The 13,675-nt window shown below is 59.0% G+C and carries 17 protein-coding genes; 15 read left to right on the top strand and 2 right to left on the bottom strand.

Annotated elements, in window-relative coordinates; all coding sequences use genetic code 11:
- Window positions 1-4: 4 nt before the first annotated feature.
- Genes F2982_RS11310 through F2982_RS11300 form a run of 3 tightly spaced genes read left to right on the top strand, consistent with a single transcriptional unit; the run spans window position 5 to window position 3,494 of the window.
- The gene (locus F2982_RS11310; RefSeq protein ID WP_203427867.1) at window positions 5-1,957 is read left to right on the top strand and encodes a phage tail length tape measure family protein; all 1,953 of its coding nucleotides are present in this window, start codon (window positions 5-7) and stop codon (window positions 1,955-1,957) included.
- Between the two features lie 44 nt (window positions 1,958-2,001).
- Window positions 2,002-2,850 carry a hypothetical protein gene (locus tag F2982_RS11305; protein WP_246777432.1) on the top strand — a complete coding sequence of 283 codons (849 nt, stop codon included), beginning with the start codon at window positions 2,002-2,004 and terminating at the stop codon, window positions 2,848-2,850.
- The gene (locus F2982_RS11300; RefSeq protein ID WP_203427866.1) at window positions 2,850-3,494 is read left to right on the top strand and encodes a DUF2163 domain-containing protein; all 645 of its coding nucleotides are present in this window, start codon (window positions 2,850-2,852) and stop codon (window positions 3,492-3,494) included. The genes F2982_RS11305 and F2982_RS11300 overlap by 1 nt, the downstream gene beginning before the upstream one ends.
- Here the strand turns inward: F2982_RS11300 and F2982_RS11295 are convergent.
- The gene (locus tag F2982_RS11295) at window positions 3,481-3,744 is read right to left on the bottom strand and encodes a hypothetical protein (RefSeq protein ID WP_203427865.1); all 264 of its coding nucleotides are present in this window, start codon (window positions 3,742-3,744) and stop codon (window positions 3,481-3,483) included. The two genes, F2982_RS11300 and F2982_RS11295, sit on opposite strands and share 14 nt — an antisense overlap.
- A gap of 66 nt (window positions 3,745-3,810) precedes the next feature.
- On the opposite strand from F2982_RS11295, the gene F2982_RS11290 reads away from it, so the two are divergent.
- Window positions 3,811-4,092 carry a hypothetical protein gene (locus tag F2982_RS11290; protein ID WP_203427864.1) on the top strand — a complete coding sequence of 94 codons (282 nt, stop codon included), beginning with the start codon at window positions 3,811-3,813 and terminating at the stop codon, window positions 4,090-4,092.
- A 42-nt stretch (window positions 4,093-4,134) separates the two neighbouring features.
- Here the strand turns inward: F2982_RS11290 and F2982_RS11285 are convergent, their stop codons facing one another.
- Entirely contained in the window at window positions 4,135-4,332 is a 198-nt protein-coding gene (locus tag F2982_RS11285; RefSeq protein ID WP_246777431.1) for a hypothetical protein, read from the bottom strand.
- A gap of 84 nt (window positions 4,333-4,416) precedes the next feature.
- Between F2982_RS11285 and F2982_RS11280 the strand changes: the two genes are divergently transcribed.
- The 11 genes from F2982_RS11280 to F2982_RS11230 are packed head-to-tail and all read left to right on the top strand — an operon-like array spanning window position 4,417 to window position 13,595.
- Window positions 4,417-4,824 (top strand): hypothetical protein, encoded by a 408-nt coding sequence (locus F2982_RS11280; protein WP_203427863.1) that lies wholly within the window; start codon window positions 4,417-4,419, stop codon window positions 4,822-4,824.
- On the top strand, window positions 4,824-7,238 hold the full coding sequence (locus F2982_RS11275) for a phage tail protein (protein ID WP_203427862.1): 2,415 nt from the start codon (window positions 4,824-4,826) through the stop codon (window positions 7,236-7,238). Before F2982_RS11280 ends, F2982_RS11275 begins: the two co-directional genes overlap by 1 nt.
- Window positions 7,238-8,794, top strand: coding sequence for a hypothetical protein (locus F2982_RS11270; RefSeq protein ID WP_203427861.1), 1,557 nt, complete (start codon window positions 7,238-7,240; stop codon window positions 8,792-8,794). Before F2982_RS11275 ends, F2982_RS11270 begins: the two co-directional genes overlap by 1 nt.
- Window positions 8,795-8,808: 14 nt before the next feature.
- Window positions 8,809-10,896, top strand: a complete 2,088-nt coding sequence (locus F2982_RS11265; RefSeq protein WP_203427860.1) for a discoidin domain-containing protein — start codon at window positions 8,809-8,811, stop codon at window positions 10,894-10,896.
- A 3-nt stretch (window positions 10,897-10,899) separates the two neighbouring features.
- Window positions 10,900-11,211 carry a hypothetical protein gene (locus tag F2982_RS11260; RefSeq protein WP_203427859.1) on the top strand — a complete coding sequence of 104 codons (312 nt, stop codon included), beginning with the start codon at window positions 10,900-10,902 and terminating at the stop codon, window positions 11,209-11,211.
- 24 nt (window positions 11,212-11,235) lie between these two features.
- Window positions 11,236-11,532, top strand: a complete 297-nt coding sequence (locus tag F2982_RS11255; RefSeq protein ID WP_203427858.1) for a hypothetical protein — start codon at window positions 11,236-11,238, stop codon at window positions 11,530-11,532.
- Between the two features lie 16 nt (window positions 11,533-11,548).
- Window positions 11,549-12,148 carry a glycoside hydrolase family protein gene (locus F2982_RS11250; protein ID WP_246777430.1) on the top strand — a complete coding sequence of 200 codons (600 nt, stop codon included), beginning with the start codon at window positions 11,549-11,551 and terminating at the stop codon, window positions 12,146-12,148.
- The gene (locus F2982_RS11245) at window positions 12,148-12,543 is read left to right on the top strand and encodes a hypothetical protein (RefSeq protein WP_203427856.1); all 396 of its coding nucleotides are present in this window, start codon (window positions 12,148-12,150) and stop codon (window positions 12,541-12,543) included. Before F2982_RS11250 ends, F2982_RS11245 begins: the two co-directional genes overlap by 1 nt.
- Complete coding sequence (locus tag F2982_RS11240) at window positions 12,525-12,824, top strand: hypothetical protein (protein WP_203427855.1); 300 nt, start codon at window positions 12,525-12,527, stop codon at window positions 12,822-12,824. The genes F2982_RS11245 and F2982_RS11240 overlap by 19 nt, the downstream gene beginning before the upstream one ends.
- Complete coding sequence (locus F2982_RS11235; RefSeq protein WP_203427854.1) at window positions 12,824-13,279, top strand: hypothetical protein; 456 nt, start codon at window positions 12,824-12,826, stop codon at window positions 13,277-13,279. Before F2982_RS11240 ends, F2982_RS11235 begins: the two co-directional genes overlap by 1 nt.
- Entirely contained in the window at window positions 13,263-13,595 is a 333-nt protein-coding gene (locus F2982_RS11230; protein WP_203427853.1) for a hypothetical protein, read from the top strand. Before F2982_RS11235 ends, F2982_RS11230 begins: the two co-directional genes overlap by 17 nt.
- The last annotated feature ends 80 nt before the right edge of the window (window positions 13,596-13,675 follow it).

Here is a 13,675-nt window from a genome sequence, read left to right as displayed (position 1 = left end):
CTCCTTGGCAACCGATAACGAACAACTGGTTTTGAGCATAAGCGCGGACACGCGTCAAATTCAGCGTCAGTTAAAATCCTTGGTGGGGCAAACCCAAGCTAATACGAAGGCGATTGAGCAGGCGTTCTCGGGCATAGACAAAGCCGCCTCGGGTGCATTCAACGGGGTCGCCGCGAACAGCAATAAAGCGTTTTCCTCGAGCGCCAAAAATGCGCAGCAGTTTCAGCGCGCAGTGAAAGATTCTTCGGTGCAGACCGGAAATCTGGCGGCTCAGCTGAACGATATTGGAGTTCAATTGGCAGGTGGGCAATCCCCATTTCTGATTGCTCTGCAGCAGGGCACCCAGATCACTCAGGCCCTCGGCAGCGGGACAGGTGCAAGAGCGGCAGTTGGCGCTCTGGCCGGTGCGTTTACGTCTCTCCTCAACCCGGTCTCGCTCGCCACTATTGCGATCATCGCCTTGGGCGGATCCGCAGTCCAATATTTCGCCGAAATGGTTTCAGGCGGGAAGGCATCTGAGGAGACGTTGAAGCAGCAGGCTCAGTTGATTCAACAGGTAGCGGATCGTTGGGGCGATGCACTGCCGGCGTTACGCGATTATGCCGACGAACTGAAGCGAGCGAAGGATGCGGCTGAGATCAACGAGGCCGGATCGATTATCAATGCGCGCACTCTCGAAGACACCAAGGGGCAGATAAAAGATGCCCGAGTGGAAGTTGACGACCTCGTCAACAAACTGCGCTCTGCCGGCGAGGAAGACACGGTTATCCTCCAGTTGCAGGATGCCTTCGACCAATTCGCCTCATCGGCCAATGATGGTTCGCTGAAGCTTGAGGATGTTCAGCGGGTTCAGGATGCCCTTTCATCCGCAATAAACAGTACCGGAATACCTGCTTTAGATAGTTTTAAGAGCTATTTTCAGCAATTGTCTGAGGCTGCTCTTGGGACGGCAAGCAGTGTTCAGCAGACCAACGCTGCAATAGCGCAGACCCAAGCGCTTATGAACGACCCAAAGACTTGGCGGGGGAATGGGCTCATAGGCAACGCAGAGGGGCCTCTTCGCGGTTCATCCGATCCGGATTTGCCGGTAGACGGTCCCACCCCGGAGGGACGTCCGCTAGTCGAGCTTGAGGGATTGCCGGGATCAGGTCGCTCGGGCCGTTCGCGCGATGCGGAAGCTGAGAAGATCAAGCGGGAAAAGCAGGCCGTTGTCGATCTGATTGAGCAGCTAGAGTTTGAGCAAAACCTTATCGGAAAAACCGCCGCTGAACGCGCAGAGGCAAATGCGCTGCGACAGGCCGGAGCGGCGGCGACGGACGAGCAACGCGCAAAGATCGCGCAGCTCGTCGAAACTACATATGCTGAACGCGATGCGCTCCGCGCCAGCCAGGATGCGATGCGCGAATTGCAGGACATCAGTCGGGATGTTCTCGAAGGCATCGTCTCGGATCTGGAAGACGGGAAGAGTGCGGCGGACATCCTTGCGAATGCGCTCAAGCGTGTCGGTGATCGTCTGCTGAGCTCAGCGCTCGATGGTCTCTTCAGCGGAGGCGGCGGCGTGGGCGGCAAAGGCGGATTGTTCGGAGGATCGATCATCCCCGGCATTTTGCATGACGGTGGTGTTGTTGGTCGTGACGGCTACGGCCATGGCCGCGCAGTTTCGCCATCGGTCTTTTCTGGCGCCAAGCGCTATCATACGGGTGGAATTGCTGGCCTGAAGCCGGATGAAGTTCCGGCCATCCTACAGAGAGGTGAGCGGATCATCCCTCGTGGAAAATCCGCTCAGCAGACGGGTTCGTCCAATTTCACTTATGCGCCTGTCATCGACGCTCGTGGCGCCGACAACGCGGCCGTCGCGCGTATTGAACAGGTTCTGGCAAAGGATCGCGCCGATTTCTCGGCGCGGGTCGTTAAGACTGTCGTTGATGCTAGGCGGCGAAACTTCAAGGGGCTCTAAGATCCAATGATCGCGCGGAGGATCTCCTCTGACGCTTTGAATGCGTGACGTTCAAGGTCGGCGAAAGTCACGTTTTTCTCGCCGGTAAATTCAACGGGCACGACGACGGGGGATGCGTGTTCGTCGGAATAGTATTCAACGCTTCCGCGATATACGCCCTGCTCGTCGTCGAAGGCCACATCAGCAAACTGCTTCTCAAAACTCACTTCAAGTCTCCATGGTTGCGACAGCTCCTATGGCTGTCGTTCCCCAAGCAATCGCCGAAGGTTACCTCATTGGCAATCACATTTCCTCGGGAGCTTCCTGATGTCGGCTACGTGACGGCGGATTTTCTGCTCGACGATCCTGTCAAGGCTTCCCCTTCGGGCGCGCGCCTGATCAACTACACGCAGACGGAAGATCCTGCATGGGTCGCTTCGCTTGTCACAAGACCGCTCGTTTACTCGCAGTATGCCGCTGTTGAGGCGTGGTGGTTGTCTCTTCGCGAGGGGCTGCGAACGGTGATGTTCCGTCATCCATTCGTTTGTTATCCGGCAGCTCACGGCGACAATCAGGCGCCAGCCGACGACGCCGGAAACCTCGTGTCGGTGGCTGACGGAAACGTCCTCTCGATCAACAGCGTCGATGCTGGTCTCTCCTTGACGGCGGGTGACCGCATCGGGCTTGAGAACGCGGGCAAATTCTACCTCGGCCGCGTCACGGAGGCATCTGGCGGGGGAACGATCAGAACCGTAACCGTCGAGCCGCCGCCATTCGATGGCGTTGCTCAGGCTAATGCCGTGGTTCGTTTCACACGGCCTGGCCTAGTGATGCGACCGGTTCCCGGCAGCTGGCAGGCTCCGCGGTCAAACGGTCGCTACAGCGTGTCGTTTCAACTTCGGGAGAGCCCGTGATGGCGCTCTCTGAAGAGGTCACGGCTCTCTACGACCAGGGGCGCATCTCCACGCGCCAGATGATCCGCGTCTCGATCGGTTCCGGCATTTATGGTTTCATCGCGCGCCGAGAGCCGCTGGTCTATGCCGGCGTCACGTATCAGCCATTCGGTCTGCTTGAGGTCTCCGATATCGGCGGCGGTACCGGGACGGCGGCGGATGGCGGTTTCACGCTCACGCTTGCCGAGAGTAAGGATTTAGGCCTGACGCCTGAAATTCTGACGCAGATCGAAGACGAGGACTACCGGGACCGACCGGTTGTCGTCTACGACGCCCACTTCCACCCGGACACGCGGGCTTTGATCCAGGTCGAGCCGGTTGCTCGCGGCTACCTCGATGTCATCGAGCATAACGAAGACGATGAGCGTGGCTATTACCTCACTGCCCGCTGCGAAGGCCGGCAGTTGGACTATTCACGCCGCAATGGCCGCAAGCGCACCGTGGCTGATCAGCAGCGGCGCGATCCCGGCGATCGGTTCTTCGAGCACGCTGCAACGGCAGGGCGCGTTGACGTGAACTGGGGCAGGGCTGTCGGCTCGGCAATCAATACCGCCAAGAGCGCGGCAGCAGGCGCGGCGCGCGCAATAGGCTTTAAGGGGCTTTAGGCTGCACCACCTCCATCGCTTCTGCGAGGTTCTCGAAGCGCGCGAGGACCTCGCGATATTCCGATTCAAGCCGGGCTAGGAACCGGAGCAACTTCGGGTCGATATCCGACACCGCTGACATATCGATCTGCAGATCAATAAGCCGCTCACGATGGCTGCCTATGACCTGTTCGATGTGTTTCTGATGTTTTGACAGAACTGAATTCATTTTGCGGGTGCCCTTCCGCTGCGCGCTTTCGGTGCAGCGCATGCCTTAAGTTTAAAACTGCAATCCAAAAGGCGGCTTTCACACCGCCTCTTTCATTAGGAGATGGAGATGAACAGACGATCTTTCTTGGCGGCTCTGCTAGCCGCTCCTTTCGCGCCGGTGATTGCGAGCAGGGCGGTTGCCAAAGCCCCGGCACTTTCTCCGTTTATATTCGAAGAGGGCCAGCTTTCTTTGTCCGTTGCCAACATTGGTAAACTCAGCGCGGATCGGCTTTACGACCCGCGCAAAGAGAGCGTGGCAGACTTTGAGAAGCGGCGCGATGACTGGGTCTACAAGGTCACTTCCGAAGGGAGGTTTTTGATCAACCCTGACCAGTTTGTCGTGAGTTGATTGCGGCACTGACTTTGGCGCCCTCAACCAGCGCCATCACCTTCAACCGGCCTTCTTCCTTGGCCTTATCGTGATCAACCCCGGGTATTCGTCGACTGATCGGCTGAGAGTGTCCAGAGCGGTTGATTTTAACTGCTCCAGAACGTCGCCGTGCCCCAGCCGAACTAGCATCTCTACTGCCGCGGCGGCGAGAGCTACCCCTGCTACTCCTGAGCCGATCGCTTCTTCCTTGGTAGCCATTGTGCGTTTTCCTCCTAAGCTTGGCATCCGGAGGAAAGCAGACAGACAACTACGAGTCGAGTCCTCCTTCTAGGATAATCCAACATGGCAAGACTTCCCGGTTGGGAAAAGCGCCTCAACGCGGTTGTGGCGGCACATCAGGCTTTGCCAGGCGAGTGGGGCGTCTCCGACTGCTTCATCATCCCAGATGACGCCGTTGAGGCGGTGACGGGCGAGAAGATGTATCCCGACGCCAGTGGCTACAAGACTGAGGCAGGGGCTGCCAAGCAGCTGCGCAAGCGCGGCTTCGATAATGTCCGGCAGGCTTTTGCCGCTAAGCTCGATGAAATCCCCGTTGCCATGGCCCAGCGCGGCGACATCGGCGTGATCGAACGCGATGGCGCGTTCTCCGGTGGGGTCTTCACCGCTATCGGCTTCATGACCCGCTCCCACGCCGGACCCGTCGAGTTTGTTCCGATCGACCGCGTCACGGCAGCATTCAAGGTTATCTGATGGGCTTTCTAGCACCTGTCATTGGCGCGATCGGCACGTTCTTCGGGTCGCTCGGCATCATCGGCAAGGCGATCATCGGGATCGGCCTCAACCTTCTCGTCGGTGTTCTGACGAAGAAGGAGCAGAAGAAGGCCACGCCGAGCGGCTCGCAGTTCGAACGGGACTATGGCGAGAACGTCAGCCGCAAGGTCGCGTGCGGCCTCGTCGGCCTCGCCGGCCACGACTGCTACGTCAACACCTGGGGCAGCTCGAACAAGCAGCTTGAGCAGATCTACGCGTTCTCCGACTTCCCCTGCGATGGCCTCTCGAAGATCTACGCCGGCGGGAAACAACTGACGCTCTCAGTGACGTCGTCTGATGCGGTGAAGACAGTGTATGCGGTTTCTTCCGGCGACTATGCCGGCCTGATGACCTTCACCTTCTACAACGGCACGCAGACGACGGCAGATGCCGGCCTGATTGATCACTCGAACCCGATCGGGCGCTGGACAGCCGACCATATCGGCACGGGCATCTGCTTCATCATCGCCCGCCTGACCTATGATCAAGAGAAGCTCGGCAGCTTCCCTGACTTCTTCTTCGAACTGCGCGGCGCTCGCCTTTACGATCCGCGCAAGGATTCGACCGTTGGCGGCGTCGGCGCTCATCGTTGGGACAACTACGCCACCTACGAGTTCTCGCAGAACCCGATCGTTCAGGAATACAACTACCGCCGCGGCTTTTCGATCAACGATGACATGTTCTGCGGCATGGGCATGGACGCGGTTGATCTTCCGCTCGATCGCTATTTCACGGCCATGAACATCTGCGACGAGATCGTTGACGGCACAGAAGCGCGCTACCGCTGCTCGATCATCTTCGATTGCGACGTCGAGCACGGCGACAACATTCAGTCGGTAATGGTCTCCTGCGGTGGTATCGTTATTGATAGCGTCGAAGGCTCCTGGCCGCTCATTGGCACTGATCAGCCGATCGTCGAAACTTTCACCGACGATGACCTCATCAAGAGCGAGGCCGTGCGCTTTCAGAAGCGCCGGTCAATGGCCGATTTGGTCAACGCAGTCTCGGGCACCTATCCCGAACCCTCCAACATGTGGAGCCCGGCCGGCTATGACACACAGACGGACGCGGGCTACGTCGCCCTTGATAGACGCTCGCGTGACGTGAACCTCGAACTGCCGACAGTCTGCTCGAAGCGCCAGGCAAACCAGCTGGCATCGATCTACTTCAATGAGAACCGCTACGAGGCGACGGCTGACATCGTCCTTCGTCCGCGCTTCCAGACGATCAAGGCCGGTGACTGGGTGCGCTGGAATTCGGCGCGCTACGGCGACCGCGTCTACATGGTGCAGGCTCGATCCATCAAGGCTCTGACCAGCGACGGCCCCCGCAATGTCGCTCTGTCGCTGCAAGAGCGTGACGGCGCGATCTATGATGCGGTGACGGTCATTCCGCCCGTGATCCCGATCCCCAACGATAGCCCGGTCTATCTCAACGAGTTGCAGGACTTCTCTGTTGCTCCGGTGATCGGTGTCGGCGCTGATGGCCGCTCTTATCCGGCCTTCCGCGTGTCCTGGTCGCCGATTGACGATCCGACCGTGACGAGCATTCAGCTGGAATGGTGGATCAAGACCGATCCGACGAACAAGTTCTCGCGCACGATCACGCCAGATCAGACGGTGGCCTTCCTTCAAGAGGGCATCCTCAGCCTGACCACCTATCAGTTCCGATCGAAGGTGATCGCCGATCGCCCGACGAACTGGGCAGCTGCGGTGGATGCTACGTCGCTCGACGGCGGTAACTCCGATCTTGAGGTTGGTCTCGGCAACCTGAAGCAGGAAGTGAAGGACATCTTCTCGGAACTTTACGCCGGGCTGAACCGCAACGAGTCGCGACTGGCGCAAATCCAGCAGAACCTGCAGATCACCGGCGGCGTATCGCAATCCCTCAACCGAAAGCTTGAGGTGACCGGCGCCAAGTTCGATGAGCAGATCTTCGTGCTCACGTCGGACGTCGCCAATGTCGTCGAGCAGACGACAGAGCTGATTGCGCAATTTGGCGAGAACCTTGCTAATGGCTTGGTCGCGTTTCAGGCTGTGGCGGCGCCGGAAGGCGTGACGGTGAGGTATGCTATCCTGCTCAAGGCCGAACTTGACGATGCCTTCCTCGAGAGCGGCTTCTACATTCAAATTTACACGGATGCAGGCGTCCTAAAATCTGAAGTGGCCTTCGATGTTAATCGCTTCTCGGTTCTCACCTCAGACGACGAGAATTCCTACCCCTTCCTCATCGAGAACGGCGAGCTGACTCTGAATACTGCTCGCATCAAGACGATCCGCGGCGGCGCCTGGATCTCCGACAATAACAAGCTGCAGATCGACGGCATTGCCGGCACGATTGAGGTGTTTGCCTGATGCCAAGACTGCTGATCGGTGTCGATAGCCTCAACATCGGCTGTATCAAGATCATGAAGGACAACGCCGATAATCCGTATTCGACCCCGGACACGGATTACGGAAAGTTCTACTTCAACAGCAAATGGGACATGAATGTCCGCTTTGTCGGTCAGGATTTGCAGTCGGTGCAGGGCGGCACATTCCGAAGCTGGTATCCAGCCGGAACGGGACCGTCCAATTTCAAGCGGCTGAAGTTCGGCGACAATCTCGGCTATAACAACGTCTTCTGGAAGAATGAGTTCTGGCAGGATCTCGGTCAGCTTGACTACGAGCTGCCGCTGTTCGACCTGAAGCCGATCGCCAGCAACGGCTGGACGATCTATTGCAGCATCCAGCGCTCGACCGGCTCGACGGACACCAAGTGGTATAACTACTCGATGCTCTATGCCGGGTGGGCGAAGGACTACTATCTCGGCAACGGCAGCTCCTTCCCGCTCGACGGGACGGTGTTTACGGCTCTGGCAGCGTACTGCGAGACCTCGACATGGGGTCCGGGCACGAGCGTTCAGGCTATCGTCTACAATTTGCCGGGTGATGACACGGCGATCCTTTATCCGGCAACCACTCCGGTTCCGGGACAGAAGGTGGTTCAGATCACCAAGGATTTCTGTCGCGTTGCCAAGCCTGGCTATGCCGTCACCGACATCGCCGCGAAACTCGCCTTCGACAGCGCGACCCGGCCTTGCAAGGTGGTGGCGTCCGGCGACATCGCGATCCCTTCCGGCCTCACGGTTTTTGACTTCACCGACAAGCTGGCTGGCATCAATGTCGATACCGCATCGCTGGTAGTCGATGTCCTGCAGTACAAGGGATCGACGATCACGTTCCCATGCTCGATCCCGAACGACGAGGACGATTTCGGGGCCGCGTATCGAGTGAATGGCACCACGCTGGAGTTCAGCAATGGCGGAAGCGCCGTCCGGGCACGGTTCATCGTGATCGCGCAGGACAACTCGGCGCCATCGGTCGGGAGCAACAAAGTCTTCCGCCAAGTCAATATCGGCGGGGTCGATGTCTTCCAGTTCATCCGACCGGGCGCTGCTGACCCGCCAACGCTAGCTGACGTCATTATCGACAGCCGGTGGCCTTGCCTGCAGATCATCAAGGAAGGCTGGTTCGATATCCCGGCGAGCGGCGGCGCTGCGGCCAATACGGATATCACCTTCGACAGCACCGGGCTTTTCCCGTTCATCAAGTTTCATACGGTGCATCCGGCTGGCTTGCTGCCTTTTTCGAACAGCCTTGGCACGGTCAACAGCCCGGCGCAGGTGAGTAAGATCATCCGGCTGCCACAGGCGGCCGCGGGCTTCTACCGAAACAATGGCGGTCCGAAGAATGCTTACATCAGCGGCGAAACGGCGATCTGCCAGCTCACCACGAACAGGGCGCGCTTCGTTACCTACCGCGGTGGGCCCTATCGCATCTTCGATAACGGCGGCGGTGATATCGTGACGCGCGCCGTCAGAAATCCAGCCACCAAGATCCGCTACTACATCTTCGGCATCCCGGCTTAAGGGGCATCCATCACATGTCTGATTACTACACGACTGGGCAAATCACCCTGACGAACGGCAGCGCGTCGATTGTCGGCGTCGGCACGGCATGGGTGATTGCCAATGTCGCCGGCGGCACAATCTTTGCTGAGGCGGCTGGCAATCCTCTCCCGCTTGCCTCGATCGAGGATGACACCCACGCGACAGCAGCGATCAAGTGGACCGGTGCGACCGGCACATACGATTACGCTCTCCTCCGTGCCACGGCCTTCAGCGAGCAGCTGGAGGCCAACAGCAATATCATGTCCCGACTTCTCGTCGGCATGGAGGCCGGGACGATCTATCGCTATGACGTCTCCGGCGACCTCGCTGACAAGGCGACATACGATGAGCGCCCTGATGACTTCGCCTTCCTCGCCATCGATGTGAACCCGGCGCAGCTCTTCATCAAGGCGTCAGACGCCTCCGGAGATTGGGCGGGCCCGTTTAGCTATGGACAGGGTGAGCAAGGCGATGAAGGCCCTCCGGGCCCCGCTGCTATATTCAACTGGCGTGGCGCCTACAGCGGCGCAACGACCTATGCGAAGAATGATGGCGTCAGAGGCGATCGGCGATCGTTCGTATCTCTGCAGGACGGGAATGTCGGCCATGCTCTTCCGGTATTCCCCGCCACGACAAATGCCTGGTGGGATTTGACTGCTGAGAGAGGTGCCGATGGTACCGGAACGGGCGACGTGGTTGGCCCCGACGGCGCGACCGACTGGGCTCTTTCTTTTTACAACGGCGTGACCGGCAAGCTTCTTCGTGCCGCTACCATAAAGGAAGCGCTCGACGCCTTTCGGCTTGGCCCGGTGTTCGGTGGCCCGCCTCCGCTTCCCAGTGAGGCAGGCGTTGGCCTATCCGATGGTGATTTCAACGCAATCAACTATGCCGGCTGCTACACCATTGCTGGTTCTTGGACGAACGGCACGAGCGGGGCGGGCGCCGCCACATACACCGGCGTGCTGGAAGTTCGCACGCGGCGATATACCAACCTCTATATCCAGTATTTTTATACCGGGGATGCCGTCTATCGCCGCTTCACCACAACGACGGGCGGTCTGTCCGGCTGGTCGGCATGGCGCCAGGTGGATTTGAGTGTCGGCACGGCTGCGGGAACAGTCGCCGCTGGTGATGATGCGAGGTTCGGACAGGGCGGCAAGAACGACGCGCTGCTCGCGCTTGAAATCGCCGACCTGAAGGGCTCGCGTATGGGTATGGCTGGCGGGATCGCCGATGCCTTCGATGACGAGACAGGTGTGAACACGGGCGGATCGACCAATCAGGCCTACGATGCTGGCAACGATTGGTATAAAGGCTCGAGCGTTGAAAGCAGCCAGATACCGGCGCTAACGTCCAATAGCGGTGCTGGCGTGACGGTTTCAGCCTCAAGCGTACTAAGCGCTGGAAGCACTGATGCTTGGTACGCAGCCGATGCCGATAGTACCAATACATTCTGGCATTCCGCCAGCGGCTTGCCCGCCACATGGTTTGCCACCTTCTCTGCAGCAAAACGGATTACGTCTTATCGTTTGCGCTGGCGAGACGAGACTTCGGCCCTTCCAACCGCGTGGACGGTTTCTGGATCGAACGACAACTCGGCCTGGACGGTAATCGATACCAGAACCGCCCAGACACCGTCCAAGGTGTCCGGAGGCTCTCTTTACCAGATCGCCACGCCTGGTTCCTATCTCTACTATCGGATTGTATTTTCGACCTCCGACAACGCGTACGCGTCCATGCGTAATATCCAGCTTAATATCGATACGCTGCAGAATATGACGCTGGTTTCTGCGGCTTACACGGCGGCTAGCGTTCCTTCAACCGCACGTCTTGCCGTGCAGACTGCAGAAACCGATGCGGTCACCGTCAACACTGATTTGACCGGCGAAGTCTCTCGTGACGGCGGCACTACATGGACGGCAGTCACCCTCGCGCTCTCGACGAACCTCAACGGCGTGAAGGTCTATGAAGGCACCGCAACGATCAGCGGCCAGCCATCCGGTACGTCGATGCGTTGGCGCGTCAAAACCCTCAACAACAAGAACGTCGCTGTCTCCGGCGTCGTCCTGCAGTGGAGCTAACCCATGGCACCTAGAGTTTTCGGGAATGTGGTGATCGAGGGCGAAGCGCCGACCATTAAGCTTTATTCGTCCGCAATCCAGCAGCTTCTCGACACGACGGCTGGTGAGCGCCGCTACGACAGCATCCAATCGGGCATCAGCTACCGGGATGACGAAAACCCAAAATTCGCCGCCGAAGCGGCGGCTTTGTTCGCATGGCGATCGGCGGTCTGGACATACGCAGATGCTGAACTCGCCAAGGTCGAGACCGGAGAGAGGCCTGTTCCGACGATCGCCGAATTCCTGGCCGAGCTGCCGTCGATCGACTGGCCGTAACCCTTCTTCATCTCGGAGATTGCAATGAACCTCCCACACTGGCTGAGGCCGGTTCCGCATGCCTGGACGATTCTGAAGACCGCATGGAGCGTGCGGATCATGATCGCGGCGTCTCTGCTCATGATCATGGAGCCACTGATCAGTTCAGCCCTTCAATCGATCACCTTCGATTCGATCTGGGTCAACATGGCCGTCGCTCTGGCAATCGGCCTCACTGGCTTCGCAGCGACATGGGCCCGCGTCGTCTTCCAGCAGAAACTTCACGACAAGATAGCTGAAAAGGAGCGGCAGGATGCCGGTCGGCAAGATAACCAGTTCTAAGCGCGGGACCGCGGCAGTGGCTACAGGCGCCGCGGCGGCAATCGTCAGCGGTTGGGCCTACTTCACGGCTAGCCAGATGCCTGCGGCTAAGCCTGAGATGACGCCGGCGATCGTCCATGCTGCCGTTACCAAGGGCATCACCCCTCCCGCAGTCGATCTCGCGATCACCAACCTGATTAAGCCATGGGAAGGTTTCTCGAACATCGCCTACCAGGATAGCATTGGCGTCTGGACCATCGGCTGGGGCGAGACGACGCTCAACGGTCGGCCTGTCCGAAAGGGCGATTACATCTCTCTCGAGGATGCAGACAAGCGCCTGCAGGTCCGCGTGACGCGAGATTACTACCTGCCGCTCGTCGATGGCGTGAAGGACTTCGTCAAGGCGCCGGACAGCGTCCAGGCGTCGCTCACCTCGGGCGCGTATAATTTCGGGGTCAAGCTGAAGTCGTCGGCCGCTCAGTTCGTCACGAAGCATCAGTACCGGCAAGCCTGCGAGGCCCAGACGGCCTACAATCGGGCGGGGGGCAAGATCTGGAAGGGCCTCGTCAATCGACGTGAAATGGGCGACGCCCAGCGCATCGGGGAGGCCGAGCTTTGCGTCTCGGGGCTGAAGTGATGCTCGGCAACCTCTCGGACATCGTCAAGATCCCGGCCGCCATCATCATCGGCATGATCCTGGCGACTGTGGTCATGTTCTTCACCTACGAAGGTTTGCGCCTCCCGCTGATAGGACAGGTCATCAACGGCCGAGTGCAGGACGAAGTGGATGCCGCGACGAAAGATATGGTCGCCAGCTTCCGCCTGACCGCTGCCTTGGCACAGCTCGACAAAGAGCGCAGAGATCGGGAGACGGCCGATCAACTCCGGGCCGATGCCGACAGCCGGGCGCAGGCAGCCGCAACGGCGCGAGATAGAGCAAAGGCTGACCTCGAAGCGCGCATCAAGGCGGACACGAGCCCTGACGGCGCTGTGTGGACAGAGGAGGACATCCAATGGCGGTCAAAACACTGACGCTCGTCTCGATCGCGCTCCTCGTCGCCGGCTGTCAGTCGGTCACCAAGCAGATCAACGAGGCGGCAACCACCACCGGCCAAACGCAGGCGCACTTCGACTTTCCCGATCTCCCGGACGCCTGCACGGCGAAGGTCGAGCGGGTAATCCCGAAGGTCGGCGAGAAGGTCCGCTGGACGCAGAGCCGGTGGGAGATCACGGCGGATAACCGAGACCAGCTCGCGGCCGACTGCGACGCCTGGGGAAAGCAGGCGAAACAGAAATACGGGGGTGCGCGGTGATGTCAGACACACCTTACGTTGGTCCTGGCATCTGGATCCGCATTCAGCACCGGTTCGGCCCACGCATGACGGAATGGTTTCTGGCCGGACATACCGTTCTTTGGGGCGCGGTCCTGCTTGCCAGCACCGATCTCTTCAATCAGCCGGCGTGGGGCGGGTTTCGGGCAGTATTCAGAAACGAGGACATTCTAGGCTGGGTAATGATGATGCTCGGCATCATGCGCATCGGTGGCCTGATCGTGAACGGAGCGCGGAAGCACGTCACTCCGGTCATCCGGCAGGTATCAGCAGGCATAGGCTGCCTCATCTGGGTCGGCATCACGTATTGCTATGCATCCTCGAATGTCATGAGCACCTGGCTCGCCATCTATCCGCTTTTCGCGGTTGGCGAGCTTGTCAATATCCACCGCGCCGCTCATGACCAAGGGGAAACAAGGAATGGAAAAGCTCTTTGACCTGCCGCCGCTAGCTTTGGTCACTCTTGGCGCTACGCTGGCGGTCATTTTCGCGGCTCGATACCTTGGCCTGATGAACGGCGAGCGCTCTGTTCCTATCAATAGCCCTGCTGCGGCGCAAGTGGCCGCCGTGATTGTAGATTCCACGGCGCTCAACAAGCTGACCAATCAGGCAGCCCGTCTCAACGAGACGTTCGAAGAGATGAATGAACTCGCCCGTGAGCGTATCCGCGTCGATCGGATGGTAGCGACGGAACTTGACCGCATTCGCGAAGAACTCCGCATACAGAGCGAAGTAGCGCGAAGGTCTTCTTGATTAGGCTCAAAAAAACGGGGCTCAAATTGGAAGAAAATGTAATTGGCGGAGATGCTGTTGATACAACTGTAAATCGTGCT

It is taken from the genome of Rhizobium sp. BG4 (assembly GCF_016864575.1).
In the GTDB taxonomy this organism is placed as follows: domain Bacteria; phylum Pseudomonadota; class Alphaproteobacteria; order Rhizobiales; family Rhizobiaceae; genus Rhizobium.
Note: the sequence above shows the minus strand (reverse complement) of the source record. Positions and strands in the feature narration are given on the sequence as shown.